The sequence below is a fragment of the [Clostridium] symbiosum ATCC 14940 genome (assembly GCF_000466485.1).
Lineage (GTDB): Bacteria > Bacillota > Clostridia > Lachnospirales > Lachnospiraceae > Otoolea > Otoolea symbiosa.
Genome location: NZ_KE992799.1, coordinates 61,713 through 75,980 on the forward strand (window position 1 = coordinate 61,713; position 14,268 = coordinate 75,980).

Here is a 14,268-nt window from a genome sequence, read left to right on the forward strand (position 1 = left end):
AGATATATATGGGAGAGAAGAAAAAGAATAATATGACGGTCCTTTTGGGAGCAGCGTTCCTGATGGCGACATCGGCTATCGGACCCGGCTTTCTGACACAGACAGCCACTTTTACAGGCCAGTACGGTTCAATTTTTGCAATGGTTATCATCTGCACCATCCTTCTGGATGTCACGACGCAGTTAAACATCTGGTCGATTATCGGTGTGTCCGGTATGCGCGGCCAGGATATTGCCAACAAGGTTCTGCCGGGACTCGGTTATTTTATCGCGTTCCTGGTTGCCCTCGGCGGCCTGGTATTTAATATTGGAAACGTGGGCGGAGCCGCCACGGGACTGAACGTAATGTTCGGACTTCCGGTCAAGGCCGGCACGATTATCGGCGGAGCCATCGGCATCCTGATTTTCCTGTCCAAGGATGCCAAATCCGGTATGGATAAGATGACAAAGTATCTGGGAAGCATTATGATTCTTGTGGTACTCTTTGTGGCATTCAAATCAAAGCCCCCGGTTGGCGAGGCAGTGACAAGCGTCTTCAAGTTTTCAGAAGCTCCGGGACTGGTATTCCCGATGATTACACTGCTCGGCGGAAGCTGCGGCGGATATATTACTTTCTCCGGCGCCCACCGTCTTCTCGACGCAGGCTTTTCAGGGACCAAGGATCTTCCGGAAGTGCGCAGATCCGTTCTTATGGGAATTACTGTGTCAGGCACCATGAGAATCTTATTATTCCTTGCTGTTCTGGGCGTTGTTACGGCTATGCCGCAAGTTGTGGGAAGCGATGCATGGGTAGCCAGTCCTCCCGCGGCAGCATTCCAGGCAGGCGCAGGCGTGATCGGCTATAAGATTTTCGGCCTTGTTATTTTCTTTGCGGCATGTACCTCTATTATCGGTGCGGCTTATACTTCCGTTTCCTTCTTAAAGACACTGCATCCATTTATCATGGAAAATGAAAAATGGTTCGTTATCGGATTTATTGCCGTTTCTACCGTAATTATGACTTTATTAGGCCAGCCTGCAACTCTGCTGGTACTGGCAGGTTCCGTAAACGGCCTGATTCTTCCTCTGACTCTTCTGACCATCCTTCTGGCCAGCAGGAGAAAAGATATTGTGGGAGAAAATTATAAGCACCCGATGGTTCTGATTGTTCTGGGACTTGGCGTTGTACTTCTGACAGGATATTCAGGTATCATGGCGCTTCCGAAGATTCTGACCATCTTTGGATAATGAATTGACAGTAATTAGTGGTAACAAGCCTGTACAGCGGCTTGTTACCGTTTTGGAGGAAAAAATATGAGCGAAGTAAGATACCTTGTATCAGGCGACTGCTCCGTGTGTGTTGAATTCGGCAATGAAATCAGTCCTGAAATCAATAAGAAAATCAGGGCGTTTAAAATCGCCGTTGAAAAAAGCGGAATCGAAGGGATAGTCGAGACCGTTCCAACGTACCGTTCTCTGCTTGTCTATTATAAACCTGAGATTATCAGTTTCAGGGAAATCTCGGAAAAGTTCGAAGAGCTTATGGGTTCCCTTGATAATATCGAAATCCCGCCGCCAACGGTAATTGAAATTCCGGTTCTTTATGGCGGGGAGATGGGACCTGATATCCAGAACGTGGCCGAACATAACGGTAAGACGGTAGAAGAGGTTATTCAGATTCACACATCGGAAGAATATCTGATTTATATGATTGGCTTTATAGCCGGTTTCCCGTATCTGGGAGGAATGAGCAAAGAGATTGCCACCCCGAGGTTAAAAAGCCCCAGGGTTAAAATCGACGGCGGTTCGGTGGGAATTGCCGGCGAGCAGACCGGTGTCTACCCGGTTGACTCCCCCGGAGGCTGGCAGTTAATCGGAAGAACACCGTTAAAGCTTTATGATGCAGAGCGTGAGAAACCGGTGCTTCTGGAAGCCGGACAGTACATAAAGTTTAAGTCCGTTACCCCGGAAGAATACGACGCAATTCTGAAGGCTGTGGAAGACGGCAGCTACCGTTACGTTGTATATGACAAGGAGGTGTAACGATGGGCATTAAATTTTTAAATGGGGGGTTCCTCACGACAATCCAGGACATGGGACGCACAGGCTATCAGGAGTCCGGCATGTCCGTATCCGGCGTCATGGATCAGCGCTCTGCGGCACTGGCCAACATCCTTGTCGGGAATGATGAAAATGAAGGCGTCATGGAGGTTACCCTGATGGGGCCGATGGCGGAGTTTACAGCAGACAATATCATTGCCGTCACAGGGGCCAATCTCGGGGCGAAGTTAAACGGCAAGGAACTGCCGATGTACCAGGCGGTACAGGTGCACAAGGGCGATTCCTTAAGCTTTGCCGGCATGTTCAGCGGCAGCAGGGCCTATGTGGCATTTGCAGGAGGGCTGGATATCCCGGTCATCATGGGAAGCAAGTCCACAAACCTGAAATCCAGGGTAGGCGGCTATGAAGGAAGAAAACTGGGTGCAGGAGATGAGATTGCCTTTACGGCGCCGAAAACCACTCTTCCCAATATGCACCTGAGAAAAATTAAACCCGATGATTTTACCGCCACGGAACAGGTTCTGCGGGTGGTAATGGGTCCCCAGGATGATTACTTTACAGAGAAGGGGCTCGACACATTCCTGAGCGCAACGTATGCGTTCACCAATGAGTCGGACCGCATGGGCTGCCGGTGCGAGGGCGAAGTGATTGAGCATAAAAACGGCGGCGATATTATTACCGATGGAATTGCTTTTGGAGCAATCCAGGTTCCGTCTCACGGACAGCCAATCATTATGATGGCAGACCACCAGACAACAGGCGGTTATACAAAGATTGCAAGCGTTATTTCCGTGGATCTTCCCAAGGTGGCCCAGTCCAGGCCGGGATATAAGGTAAAATTCCGTAAGGTTTCCATCGAGGAGGCACAGGAATTACACATCGCACAGGTGGAAGAATTCAAGGCATTAAAAGAGAAGTTATCAAAAGCGCCGGAGCCTGCCGCTGAGCGGGATGCGGTTATCCAGGCGGCGGTCGCCCACGAGGCGTCCAAGTACTGGGGAAGCGCCGGAACGTATAAGGTTCGGATTGACGGAGAGGAATTTATTGTCGAGCTTCAGGAAGAGAGAACAGGGCTGCGCTAGAGACACCTATTTAAAATCAAACAGGGAGGTAGATACCCATGAAAGACTACAGCAAGACGTCACCGGAAGAGATCTGGAAACTGATACGTTCCGGAGAAATTGATTACCCGACGGCAGGAATGTGCGCGGGATACGCACAGGCCAACCTGGTTATTCTGCCGAAAAAATATGCTGAAGATTTTAAAGAATTTGCCAGAAAGAATCCGAAACCATGTCCGATCCTGGAAGTGGTGGAAGGAACTCCGGATGTTCATGATATGGGAGAAGGCTCTAATATCGTAACGGACATCCCAAGATATTTCATCTACAGAGACGGAGTCAGGACGGAAGAGGTGACCGATGCATCTTCCTACTGGGAGGATGATTTTACCGGGTTCCTGATTGGCTGCAGCTTCTCCTTCGAGGAAGCGCTCATGAGGGCCGGAATTGAAGTGCGCCATATTGCGATGGGCTGCAATGTGCCCATGTACAAGACGAACATCGCCTGTGAGAGCGCAGGGGTATTTGAAGGACCGATGGTAGTCAGCATGCGTCCGATGACACCTGAGAATGCAGAGAAGGCCAAAGAAATCACCGATAAGTACCCGAATGTCCACGGAGGCCCGGTGCAGATAGGCAATCCTGAGGCGATCGGAATCATGGATATCAACAAGCCTGATTACGGCGACAGCGTTGAAATCCGCGAGGGAGAGATTCCCGTATTCTGGGCTTGCGGCGTTACTCCGCAGGCGGCAATCGAGAATGCGAAGCTGCCCCTTGTAATTACCCATGCTCCGGGACATATGTTTATCACAAATGTCCTGAATACGGAGTTGAATGATTTCCTGGAGGCGAAGAAACAAAAATAAATACGGCCTTATTAAATTTATTAAATCATATAAGGAAAAAAAGTTCATTACAAAACAAGCGGCGGGAAAAGGAGAGATGTTCCGGGGAGGAAGCTCTCCTTTTCTCTGTAAAAAGCTTGACAGGATCTGCTGCCGCAGGTAGAGTGTAGGAGAAAGAAAGGCGTATGGACACAGGCAGGAAAGCAGGTATGATGAACAGGCAGTTAGATGAAAAGATATTCATTGAAGTAAACGGAATCAGGCAGGGGATGTTTTTGCAGAGTGAAAACACCGAAAATCCGGTCCTGCTGTACCTCCATGGAGGACCCGGGTCACCGGAGATAGCATTCACTCAGGATTACCCGACGGGGCTGGAACAGTTATTTACTGTCTGCTGGTGGGAACAGCGGGGCAGCGGTATCTCCTACAGCCGGAAGGTTACAAAAGAAACCATGACAATCGGGCAGATGATAGAGGATGCGACAGCGGTGACGAATTATCTGCGCCGGAGGTTCGGGAAGGAAAAAATATATGTTTTAGGTCATTCCTGGGGTTCCGTGCTGGGAGTGCTTACGGTTCAGAAATCACCGGAACTGTTCCATGGCTATATCGGAATTGGTCAGGTTGTTTGCCAGTCAAAATCCGAGTGTCTTGCCTATTCCTTTATGGTAAATGAGTTTACTGCCGCAGGCGACAGGAAGATGCTGCGCAGATTAGAGAAGTTCCCAATCGACAGAGGAGGCGAGGTAAGCTTTCAGTATCTCGCGGTGCGGAGCGTGGGGATGATGAAGCTCGGGATCGTAATTATGCATCATCTGGACTCCATGAGTGATTGTATTAAAATAGTGCTGCGCTATAAAGGGTACACTTTGAAAGATAAGCTTCACTTCGTCATGGGAAGCGGTCTGGCGCTCAAATGTCTGTGGGACTTTGTGATGCAGACCGATTTTGTAAAACAGGTTCCCCGTCTGGAGATTCCGGTCTACATTTTTCAGGGCCGGTTTGATTACCAGGTATCCTACAGCCTTGCAAAAGAGTTTGCAGACACGGTAAAAGCGCCGGTGAAAGGTTTTTATACCTTTGAAAATTCGGCTCACAGTCCCTGCTTTGAAGAGCCGAAAAAGATGTGCCATATTATCCGGGAAGACGTGCTGCAGGGAAAATGCGGTTTGGCGGATGGATAAAACTTGAAATGTCGCAGAAAACCTTATTTTATAAGGAAAAAGTGGTTGACACGTCCGGCAGAGTGTAATATAATGTATAACTGTGACATCAGGAGAAAGCGTCTGTACCAATGCCCCGGAACAGACATTTCATGATAAAGTTAATCTCAAATATCTGATAGTAAAACAGGAGGTCAACCAATGAAGAGTTTTATGGCTAGTCCAGCAACAATCGAGAGAAAATGGTACGTAGTTGACGCTACAGGATATACATTAGGTCGTCTGGCATCAGAAGTAGCAAAGGTTTTAAGAGGAAAGAACAAACCGATCTTTACACCTCACATGGATTGCGGTGATTACGTGATCGTGGTAAATGCAGAAAATATTAAAGTAACAGGCAAAAAGTTAGATCAGAAGATCTACTACAATCACTCTGACTATGTAGGCGGTATGAGAGAGACTACATTAAAAGAGATGATGGCTAAAAAGCCTGAGAAAGTTATTGAGTTAGCAGTTAAGGGAATGCTTCCAAAAGGACCTTTAGGAAGAAGTATGCTTACAAAACTTCATGTTTATGCTGGTCCAGAGCATGAGCAGGCAGCTCAGAAACCGGAAGTTTTAGAAATCAAATTTTAATTAAAGGTGCTGGAAGGAGGAAACAATAATGGCTAACGCTAAATTTTACGGAACAGGCAGAAGAAAAAAATCTATCGCCAGAGTATATATTGTACCGGGTACAGGTAACATTACAATCAATAAGAGAGACATCGATAACTACTTTGGTCTTGAGACACTTAAGGTAGTTGTTCGTCAGCCGCTCGTTGCTACAGAGACAGCCGATAAATTCGACGTATTAGTAACAGTACGCGGAGGCGGATTTACAGGACAGGCAGGCGCAATCCGCCACGGCCTTTCAAGAGCTCTTCTTCAGGCTGACGCTGATTACAGACCAGTTCTTAAGAAAGCGGGTTATTTAACACGTGATCCAAGAATGAAAGAAAGAAAGAAATACGGTCTCAAAGCAGCTCGTCGTGCTCCACAGTTCAGCAAACGATAAGAAATTGTATATTATAGTACACGTGAAAAACCTGCAGACATTATGTTTGCGGGTTTTTTTTAGATCATAATTGTGGTATACTTATACTGTAAAAGATATACTGAGAATCAGGGTGACGATGTATTATGATGACCATAATCCACCTCATTTTCATGCTGAGTACAATGGAAATAAAGCAATAGTTGAAATAGATGGAGTAAGAGTAATAAAAGGTGCCTTGCCATCAAAGCAGTTAAAGCTGATTTTAGCATGGTGTGTTTTGCATCAGGATGAATTGATGCAGAATTGGGAATTATCCAAAGACGGAAAGCCGATGAACAGAATTAATCCATTAATTTAAGGAGGTGGCAGTATGTTTCCGAAGGTAGTGCAAGTGATACCCATGAAAGATTACTCTGTTTATGTATATTTTGAAGATGGGAAAATTGTATCTTATGATATGTCCAAGATGATTGAGAAAGAGGCATTTCGTTCGCTGCGTGATATTAATATTTTTATAGATACTTGTACGGTAATGAATGATACTCTTGCATGGGACATTGGTAAGAATCGCGATGTTACGATGTGCCTGGATATTGACCCGGACACACTGTATGAATTACCGATGGCGGTGGAAAAGATAGCATAATATATGGTTTGGGGACAGTATGAGCACATATGAGCGTATATGGGTAACTAACACGTAACTGACAAACAGCTTAAAAATGGCGTATTTACGGCGTTCGGAGTTATCCAAGAGATAATAAGAGACTTTATAAGAAAATTATCAGAACCCTTGAAAAAATGCAATGTTTTCAGGGGTTCTTTCATTTTCCTTAACAAAATCACACATTCTTAACGATTTTCTCGTTTATCGACACTTTATCGACGGGACGGGTCTACAATCATCCTAACCTTATAAATGGCAATGAAAATGGCACAAAGGCGTATCTGCTGTAAGACGGCAGGTGTGGCCTTTTTTGTTTTTTGGCGGTGAAAATAGTACACAAAACGTTTCTCATCGCCGATTGCGGTAAAAAGCCCGCAAAGCGCATTTTTTACCGGTTTGAGTAGGAATTTTGCTGCCAGAACCAGAAGAATACCGAATCGGAACAAAATAAGGTTCTACCCGGTGTCGGCCATGCCATATGATAAGAAATAAAAAGGAGGTTTACAGCTATGAAGAAAATGAAAAAACTTGTATCAGTCGTTATGAGTGTGGCAATGGTTTATTCCCTGACGGGATGCAGCTCGGGCGGTAAAGAATCAGCAGCGCCTGAATCGAAACCGGCAGAAACTCAGACACCCGCCTCAGGCGAATCTTCAGATGGTGCGCAGGCAGCGGCGGACAGCAGTAATCCCATTAAAATAGGATTCTTTTCGCCTCTTACGTCGGCTTCCGCATCTGCGGACGGAGAAAGTACCTTAAATGCGGCGAAGCTTGCAGTGGCTGATATCAATGCTGCGGGCGGGCTCTTGGGAAGAAGTGTGGAGCTGGTGGATTATGATGACGCTCTCGACACGAACCAGGCGGTCAGCATAGCGGAAAAACTGACGACAAAGGACGGTGTTGTTGCAATCGTCAGCGGAAGCTACAGCGGACCGACCCGTGTGGCGGCTCCGATTATCCAGGCGGCGGGCATTCCGATGGTATCTGCTTATGCCGTTCATCCTGACGTGGTAAATGCAGGAGATTATATCTTTTCACAGTCCTTCCCCGGCCAGGTTCAGGGCAAGGCAGGAGCTGTTCTGGCTGTCGATAAGCTGGGAGCAAAACGCATTTCCATCATTGCCGTTGATCTGGATTACGGTTCAGAGCTTGCGGGAACCTTTGAGGAGTATGCCAAGGCGCATGGCGCAGAGATTGTTTCCTATGATAAAGTGGCAATGAGCGATAATGAATTCACCTCCATCATCACAAAATTAAAACAGGACGTTAAACCGGATCTGATTTATATGGCTAATTATTATGCACATGCATCGGAAGTTATGAAACAGTGCAAGACATTAGGCCTGGATGTCCCGGTTGTCGGCACGGAGGGCGTGGATTCCTGGCAGTTCCTGGAGACGGCGGGAAAGAATGCGGACGGACTCTATCTGACGACCAACATGGACCGTGATACAAAGGACGAGAATACACAGAAATTTATGAAAGACTACAGAGCTACATATAATAAAGAGCCTGACATGGTCGGAGCTTCCGCGTACGATGCATTCCAGGTTATCTTTAAAGCGATTGAAGAAGCGGGTTCTACCGAGCCGGCTGCCATTAAAGATAAAATAGCATCGCTGAAGGATATTGACACGGTTACGGGAAAACTTTTATATTACACCGAAAACGGAGAAGCTGTAAAGCCGGTTCAGATTCAGGTTATCAAAGACGGCAAGTATCATTATTACGATATAATAGATGATCCGGAAATCATTGTTCCTGAGACAAAGTAACCAGTCGTATCCAGTACGGGAGAAGAGATGCCTTATTTAAGGCATCTCTTTGAAGATAGAAGGCGGTGAATTCTATGTTATTGCAGCAGATTATCAACGGAATTATTATCGGAAGCGTCTATGCACTGACGGCTATGGGCGCCACCCTGATATATGGAATTATGAGGATTCTTGATATAGCCAATGCCGGAGCTTATGTGGTGGGAGCTTATATCGGATACTACATTTATATTACGACAGGAAATCTGCCCCTTGCTTTTATATTGTCCATGGGGCTGACGGGTACTATCGGCGTGCTTGTCCACAAATGCCTGTACGGCCCGATCCTGGCGAAGCCGCATATCCTGCCTATTATTCCGCTGATCACCAGCGTCGGTCTTTTTACACTGACCGGTGATCTTGTAAGACTGATTTGCGGAGCGGGAACAAAAGCATACAACGCAGAGCTGGGATTTGGCGCTGTTCACCTGGGAAATAATATTGTCATTGCCCCGGAGTGGATCCTGATTCTGGTTCTTACGGCAGTCCTGTTTCTTATTTTATGGTTTATTCTTAACAAAACTACGCTGGGGCTGGCGTGGAAAGCCACGGCAGAGGAGCCGGAGATTGCAAGGGCGGTGGGAATCAATACCAACTCTGCAACGGCCTTGAGCTATATCATCGGTTACGGTTTTGCCGCTGCCGCGGGTATCATGGTCGGAATTCTCTATAACTCCATTACACCTGCTCTCGGCGAGACGCCATCCTATAAAATGCTTGCCATTATTGTATTGGGCGGTCTTGGAAACCCGGTCGGTACCGTGATAGCGGGACTTTTTGTCGGGCTGTCGGAAACTCTGATATCTGTGTACATAGGTTCTTTCATACCCAAAGATTCGATTGCGTTTATTGTACTGGTGTTGATACTGCTTATCAAGCCCTCCGGCTTAGTGAGCAAAAAACTCTCGTAAAGGAGGGGATGGAATGAGTTATATTATTACGGTTGCGGTAAATATAGCTATTTTTGCACTGCTGGCGCTGAGCCTGAATATCATTACCGGATATGCGGGACAGTCAGCCATGGGCCACGCCGCCTTTTTTGGAATCGGTGCGTATACGGCTGCGCTGATGACGAATGCAGGAATCAGTTTCTGGCTGAGTCTGCCAGCAGCAATGCTGGTCACGGCAGCGGCAGGAGGGCTGCTCGGTGTAATCAGCCTCAGGGTAAGAGATGACTTTCTGGCCATTACGACGATCGGTATTAACTTTGTCATGGTGGCGCTCTTTCAAAACATGAAAATCTTCGGGGCATCCCTGGGAATGTCGGTAACACCTCCTACGTTTTTCGGCGCTAAGATGACGCCGATGCACTTTCTGGTGCTCCTTCTGATTTTAATCGTGCTGACCTGTCTGCTGACGCGCAAGATGACGAAATCGTGGTTTGGTCTGGCTCTGGCCAGCCTGAGAAATGACGAGGGCGCAGCCATGTCCTTCGGTATCAATGTAAGCCAGTATAAAATCCTGGCGTTTATTCTGGGAACCGCGATCGCAGGGCTTACGGGGGCCATCTATGTGCACCGTATGACATTCATATTCTCCAGCAGCTTTGCGTTTACCGTTTCCATCAGTATCTTATCCATGGTGGTGGTAGGAGGAATCGGGACGATAAGAGGACCGCTTCTGGGAGCGCTGATTCTGGGGGCGGCTCCCGAGGTTCTGCGTTTCGCCGCTGATTACAGGATGATTCTGTATGGAGGAATCCTGGTGCTGATGATGCGGTTCCAGCCGCAGGGGCTGCTTGGCTGTGACAGCTTTATTCTGCGGGGCCTGCACAAACTATTTCCGAAAGATAAGGCAGGTGAGATGAATGGATGAGATGCTGAAGGTGGAAGAACTTAAGATGTATTTCGGCGGTCTGAAAGCCATTGATGATTTCAGTATGTCGGTTTACGATAAAGAGACGCTTGGAATCATCGGACCGAACGGAGCAGGGAAAACAACGCTGTTTAACGCAATCTGCGGCGTTTATAAACCGACGGACGGAAAAGTGCTGCTGAACGGGGAAGAGATCCAGGGAAAGCTGCCGTATGAAATTGCAAGGAAAGGGATTGCCAGAACCTTCCAGATATCGAAACCGCTGGGAGATTTGAGTATACAGGACAATATCGTGGCCGCTCTCGGCATACATGAATATACAGGCGTTAAATCGTTTTTTAAAAAGAGCCATACAAAGGAGATGCTTGAGAGGGCGGAGGAGCTGATGGAACTGGTGGATTTGAAGGAATACCGGTTCAAACTGGCAAGGGACGTGAGCCTCGGATATTTAAGGCGGCTGGAGATTGCCCGCGCGCTGGCTACGGACCCGTTTCTCATCATGCTGGATGAACCGTGCGCAGGACTCAGCAATTTTGCCATCAACGAGGTAACGGAGCTGATCATGGGGCTGAAGGCGCAGGGGAAAACCATCATCCTGATTGAACATAACCTTCCTATCACGATGAAGGTGTGCGACAGGATCGTCGTTCTCAGCTACGGTAAGAAAATTGCCGAGGGAGTGCCGGAAGAAATACGGAGGAATCCACAGGTAATTGAAGCATATCTGGGAGAGGAGGACGAAAGCGATGCTGAAAATCTCTAATCTGGAAGTGAATTACGGAAAAATGCAGGTAATCAAGGGAATCAGCCTGGAGGTGAAAGAAGGAGAGCTAATCAGCGTAATAGGACCGAACGGGGCTGGAAAGACAACGCTGATCCGCACTATCATGGGGCTTAAGAAAGCCGCATCAGGCAGCATTTTCTTCGAAGATAAGGATATAACGGCGCTCCCGGCATGGAAACGCGCCGATATGGGAATCGGATATGTTCCCGAGGGCCGGCGCGTCTTCGGCAATCTGACAGTGGAAGAGAACCTGCTGACCGGATGTTATAAGGTAAAGGACAATGTGAGGAAAAGGGCCAGTATCAAACGCGTTTATGAACTGTTTCCCCGTCTGGAGGAGAGAAAGAACCAGTCGGCCAGGACAATGAGCGGAGGTGAACAGCAGATGCTGGCAATCGGAAGGGCGCTTGTCCTGGAGCCGCGTCTTCTGCTGATCGACGAGGTATCGATGGGACTGATGCCCATCATGGTAAATACCTGCTTCAAGATTATAAAAGACCTGAATGACTCTGGCATCACGGTTCTTGTTGTGGAGCAGAATGCCAATAAAGCCCTTAAGATCGCCAACCGCGGATATGTCATTGAGACGGGCAATATCATTCTGGAGGACGATGCAAAGGTACTCCGGGAAAACGATGTGGTTCAGAAAGCTTATCTGGGAAGCTGATAGGGAGAACTGCAAAGAAGGACAGATGCGGAAAGAGGGACGGAAAAAATCAGCAGAAGAAAAGACGGCAGGAAAAATACAACAGAAGAAATGACAGACACGAAAGGAAGGTCATAGCAGACGCAAAAGAACAGGATAGCAGGGAGGGGAAGGAATAAAGAAATGGAATAAGCAGGGAAGTAAGTGAGGATTCGGATCGGGCCTGAATTCCGCCTGCTTCCCTGCATTGCCGTTATACAGGCTACTTCCCCATTATATTAATGGTTTCCGACTGATGCATCGTGAAAGGCCGGAAGGCAATAAATGTAATTTTTCGGAGCGGCTTCTGGGGGGGACATCTGCCGCTTCTGAATTATAATGCAAATTTTACATATATTTACGATGCAGCCTGCATGGGATTTTACATTGTTCCGTTATAATAGCAGCAGGGGATATGCTGCATGCTTCATCCCGGCCCTAAGACAAACGCCTGAAAGCGTTCGGAGGAGTAACGGCATGTCTGCCGATCATATGATAGAGCAGGTAATAAAAATTGCCTTAAAGGAGGCCTGTGAATGATTAAAACCTATGTAGTGGATACGAATGTTCTGATCCAGGCGCCATATGCGCTGAATTGTTTTGAAGATAATCAGGTGGTGATTCCGGTGGTAGTGCTGGAAGAGCTGGATAACCTGAAAAAAGCCGAGGGGGAGCGGGGGAACAACGCCAGACGGGCCATCAGACTGCTGGAACAGCTCAGAGTCTCAGGAGATCTTTTAGAAGGGGTCAGGCTTCCCGGCGGCGGGATGCTCCGGATCGAGAAAAATTTTGTCGATGTGAAGCTGCCCAGGGATCTTCCCGATGAAAAAGCCGACAACAGGATTCTGAAGGTATGCAAAGGACTGGCGGAAAGCTGCCGGGACGGGAACAGGGCGGCCCATATAACAGGCGGGGAGACGGAAGAAGCCTCCCAGGTGATTCTGGTAACAAAAGATATATTGCTCCGCATCAAGGCCCAGATTATCGGTATCAGAGCAGAGGATTTCACAACCGAACAGGTATCCGACAAAGCGGAGCAATATATCGGAAGGACGGAGGTATTTGCCCCGGAGGAGCTGTTTAAGGAGTTTAAGAAAAAAGGAATTTCTACCAAAGAAGTTTACATAACAGACGAGAACGGAAAGCATTCAGGTCTCAAACTGGAGGAAAACGAATTTATTATATTAAAGGCGGATCAGTCCACAAAGAAGACCATGCTGGGGAGAGTGGAGAATGGGCGGATCCGGGAACTGGATTTTAAGAAGAGCCGTCCTTACGGTGTCACACCGAGGAATGCCGGACAGTATTTTCTGCAGGAGGCGCTGATGCAGCCGGCCGATAAGGCCCCGCTTGTCATAGTCAAGGGAATGGCGGGAACCAGCAAGACCTTTTATTCTCTCGCGGTTGGTCTTGAAAAGCTTGTTAATAATCCGAACGGGGAATACCGGAGGATTCTGATCAGCCGTCCAAACGCCCAGTTTGACACGGATATCGGCTTCCTGCCGGGAAATGAGCAGGAGAAAATTTCCCCTCTGATGCGGCCGATTATTGATAATCTGGAACAGCTCATTGACTCCAGTGAAGAGCAGCGCTATTCCAATGAGAAGGAATTGAGTGATAAGATACAGGAGATATTTGACAGGGGACTAATCCAGACGGAGGCTCTGAATTATATCAGGGGGCGTTCCATTGTGAAAACGTATCTGATTATCGATGAAGCCCAGAATATGACGCCGAATCAGGTAAAAGGAATCATCACCAGGGCGGGGAAGAACACAAAGATTATACTTCTCGGTGATCCTAACCAGATTGACCGGCCCTATCTCGACGAGAGAACCAACGGGCTGAGCTATGCGGCGGAATATATGAAAGGCAGTTCTCTCTGCTGGCAGATTACGCTGAATGCAGAGGAATGCGAACGCTCGGCGCTGGCTATGGATGCAGTAAAAAGACTGTAGTATAATCATCGGCATGAGATGAAACGGAATATTAAAATTTTGTAAAAAACAGTTGACTTTATAGCTATGAAGTGATAAAACAATAAACGCATAGTAATGTACGAGTCTTAAACGAAAATGCATGGATGGGGAAATGTTGGATGGAATTGCCCGTTTCAGAGAGTCGCCGGCTGCTGGAAGGCGATACGGACGCCATGACAATCTCACCCCTGAGCAGCTTTCCTGAACATGCCGCTGGCGGATATAACATCTGCGGTGTTTATAGGGAAAGACGGTTTCTTACCGTTAAAAAAGATGCTGTTAAAGAGACCATACGGCCTGAGACAGCAAAAAAGAGGCTGTGTTTATATAAACATGGCAAGGCAGGGTGGTACCGCGGAATTATTTCGTCTCTG

At 47.5% G+C, this 14,268-nt stretch carries 15 protein-coding genes and 1 other annotated feature (1 of these 16 cut by a window edge); all 15 genes read left to right on the forward strand.

All coding sequences use genetic code 11. The features are described from left to right. Window positions 1–8: 8 nt before the first annotated feature. Window positions 9–1,226: an NRAMP family divalent metal transporter gene (locus CLOSYM_RS01470; RefSeq protein ID WP_003497751.1), complete on the forward strand. Its 1,218-nt coding sequence runs from the start codon at window positions 9–11 to the stop codon at window positions 1,224–1,226. A gap of 66 nt (window positions 1,227–1,292) precedes the next feature. Beyond that, window positions 1,293–2,021 (forward strand): 5-oxoprolinase subunit PxpB, encoded by a 729-nt coding sequence (pxpB, locus tag CLOSYM_RS01475; protein WP_003497750.1) that lies wholly within the window; start codon window positions 1,293–1,295, stop codon window positions 2,019–2,021. A gap of 2 nt (window positions 2,022–2,023) precedes the next feature. Beyond that, the gene (locus tag CLOSYM_RS01480; protein WP_009297691.1) at window positions 2,024–3,121 is read left to right on the forward strand and encodes a 5-oxoprolinase subunit C family protein; all 1,098 of its coding nucleotides are present in this window, start codon (window positions 2,024–2,026) and stop codon (window positions 3,119–3,121) included. Between the two features lie 38 nt (window positions 3,122–3,159). Further along, a complete protein-coding gene (locus CLOSYM_RS01485; protein ID WP_003497746.1) occupies window positions 3,160–3,969 on the forward strand; it encodes a putative hydro-lyase in 810 nt (269 codons plus the stop codon). A 164-nt stretch (window positions 3,970–4,133) separates the two neighbouring features. After that, window positions 4,134–5,132, forward strand: coding sequence for an alpha/beta fold hydrolase (locus tag CLOSYM_RS01490; RefSeq protein ID WP_021640656.1), 999 nt, complete (start codon window positions 4,134–4,136; stop codon window positions 5,130–5,132). Between the two features lie 180 nt (window positions 5,133–5,312). Next, complete coding sequence (gene rplM, locus CLOSYM_RS01495) at window positions 5,313–5,747, forward strand: 50S ribosomal protein L13 (protein ID WP_003497743.1); 435 nt, start codon at window positions 5,313–5,315, stop codon at window positions 5,745–5,747. 28 nt (window positions 5,748–5,775) lie between these two features. Beyond that, on the forward strand, window positions 5,776–6,168 hold the full coding sequence (gene rpsI, locus CLOSYM_RS01500; protein ID WP_003497741.1) for a 30S ribosomal protein S9: 393 nt from the start codon (window positions 5,776–5,778) through the stop codon (window positions 6,166–6,168). Between the two features lie 118 nt (window positions 6,169–6,286). Then, window positions 6,287–6,508: a DUF4160 domain-containing protein gene (locus tag CLOSYM_RS01505; protein WP_021640658.1), complete on the forward strand. Its 222-nt coding sequence runs from the start codon at window positions 6,287–6,289 to the stop codon at window positions 6,506–6,508. Between the two features lie 12 nt (window positions 6,509–6,520). After that, on the forward strand, window positions 6,521–6,796 hold the full coding sequence (locus CLOSYM_RS01510) for a DUF2442 domain-containing protein (protein WP_003505492.1): 276 nt from the start codon (window positions 6,521–6,523) through the stop codon (window positions 6,794–6,796). A 530-nt stretch (window positions 6,797–7,326) separates the two neighbouring features. Then, window positions 7,327–8,592 carry an ABC transporter substrate-binding protein gene (locus tag CLOSYM_RS01515; protein ID WP_003497733.1) on the forward strand — a complete coding sequence of 422 codons (1,266 nt, stop codon included), beginning with the start codon at window positions 7,327–7,329 and terminating at the stop codon, window positions 8,590–8,592. A gap of 74 nt (window positions 8,593–8,666) precedes the next feature. Beyond that, on the forward strand, window positions 8,667–9,542 hold the full coding sequence (locus CLOSYM_RS01520) for a branched-chain amino acid ABC transporter permease (protein WP_021640660.1): 876 nt from the start codon (window positions 8,667–8,669) through the stop codon (window positions 9,540–9,542). 13 nt (window positions 9,543–9,555) lie between these two features. Further along, window positions 9,556–10,446 (forward strand): branched-chain amino acid ABC transporter permease, encoded by an 891-nt coding sequence (locus CLOSYM_RS01525; RefSeq protein WP_003506221.1) that lies wholly within the window; start codon window positions 9,556–9,558, stop codon window positions 10,444–10,446. Continuing rightward, on the forward strand, window positions 10,439–11,209 hold the full coding sequence (locus CLOSYM_RS01530) for an ABC transporter ATP-binding protein (RefSeq protein WP_003506223.1): 771 nt from the start codon (window positions 10,439–10,441) through the stop codon (window positions 11,207–11,209). Before CLOSYM_RS01525 ends, CLOSYM_RS01530 begins: the two co-directional genes overlap by 8 nt. Continuing rightward, window positions 11,193–11,897, forward strand: a complete 705-nt coding sequence (locus tag CLOSYM_RS01535; protein ID WP_003497728.1) for an ABC transporter ATP-binding protein — start codon at window positions 11,193–11,195, stop codon at window positions 11,895–11,897. The genes CLOSYM_RS01530 and CLOSYM_RS01535 overlap by 17 nt, the downstream gene beginning before the upstream one ends. Before the next feature lie 554 nt (window positions 11,898–12,451). Further along, window positions 12,452–13,873 (forward strand): PhoH family protein, encoded by a 1,422-nt coding sequence (locus CLOSYM_RS01540; RefSeq protein WP_021640663.1) that lies wholly within the window; start codon window positions 12,452–12,454, stop codon window positions 13,871–13,873. A 113-nt stretch (window positions 13,874–13,986) separates the two neighbouring features. Then, window positions 13,987–14,268: a binding site (T-box leader), on the forward strand; it runs 2 nt beyond the window's last position.

Bases quoted from the DNA above. Each gene is read 5' to 3' on its own strand.
- CLOSYM_RS01480 (WP_009297691.1), top strand. From the start codon at position 2,024: ATGGGCATTAAATTTTTAAATGGGGGGTTCCTCACGACAATCCAGGAC.
- CLOSYM_RS01540 (WP_021640663.1), top strand. From the start codon at position 12,452: ATGATTAAAACCTATGTAGTGGATACGAATGTTCTGATCCAGGCGCCA.
- CLOSYM_RS01520 (WP_021640660.1), top strand. From the start codon at position 8,667: ATGTTATTGCAGCAGATTATCAACGGAATTATTATCGGAAGCGTCTAT.
- CLOSYM_RS01485 (WP_003497746.1), top strand. From the start codon at position 3,160: ATGAAAGACTACAGCAAGACGTCACCGGAAGAGATCTGGAAACTGATA.
- rplM (WP_003497743.1), top strand. From the start codon at position 5,313: ATGAAGAGTTTTATGGCTAGTCCAGCAACAATCGAGAGAAAATGGTAC.
- CLOSYM_RS01470 (WP_003497751.1), top strand. From the start codon at position 9: ATGGGAGAGAAGAAAAAGAATAATATGACGGTCCTTTTGGGAGCAGCG.
- CLOSYM_RS01525 (WP_003506221.1), top strand. From the start codon at position 9,556: ATGAGTTATATTATTACGGTTGCGGTAAATATAGCTATTTTTGCACTG.
- CLOSYM_RS01515 (WP_003497733.1), top strand. From the start codon at position 7,327: ATGAAGAAAATGAAAAAACTTGTATCAGTCGTTATGAGTGTGGCAATG.
- rpsI (WP_003497741.1), top strand. From the start codon at position 5,776: ATGGCTAACGCTAAATTTTACGGAACAGGCAGAAGAAAAAAATCTATC.
- CLOSYM_RS01535 (WP_003497728.1), top strand. From the start codon at position 11,193: ATGCTGAAAATCTCTAATCTGGAAGTGAATTACGGAAAAATGCAGGTA.
- pxpB (WP_003497750.1), top strand. From the start codon at position 1,293: ATGAGCGAAGTAAGATACCTTGTATCAGGCGACTGCTCCGTGTGTGTT.
- CLOSYM_RS01490 (WP_021640656.1), top strand. From the start codon at position 4,134: ATGGACACAGGCAGGAAAGCAGGTATGATGAACAGGCAGTTAGATGAA.
- CLOSYM_RS01530 (WP_003506223.1), top strand. From the start codon at position 10,439: ATGGATGAGATGCTGAAGGTGGAAGAACTTAAGATGTATTTCGGCGGT.
- CLOSYM_RS01505 (WP_021640658.1), top strand. From the start codon at position 6,287: ATGTATTATGATGACCATAATCCACCTCATTTTCATGCTGAGTACAAT.
- CLOSYM_RS01510 (WP_003505492.1), top strand. From the start codon at position 6,521: ATGTTTCCGAAGGTAGTGCAAGTGATACCCATGAAAGATTACTCTGTT.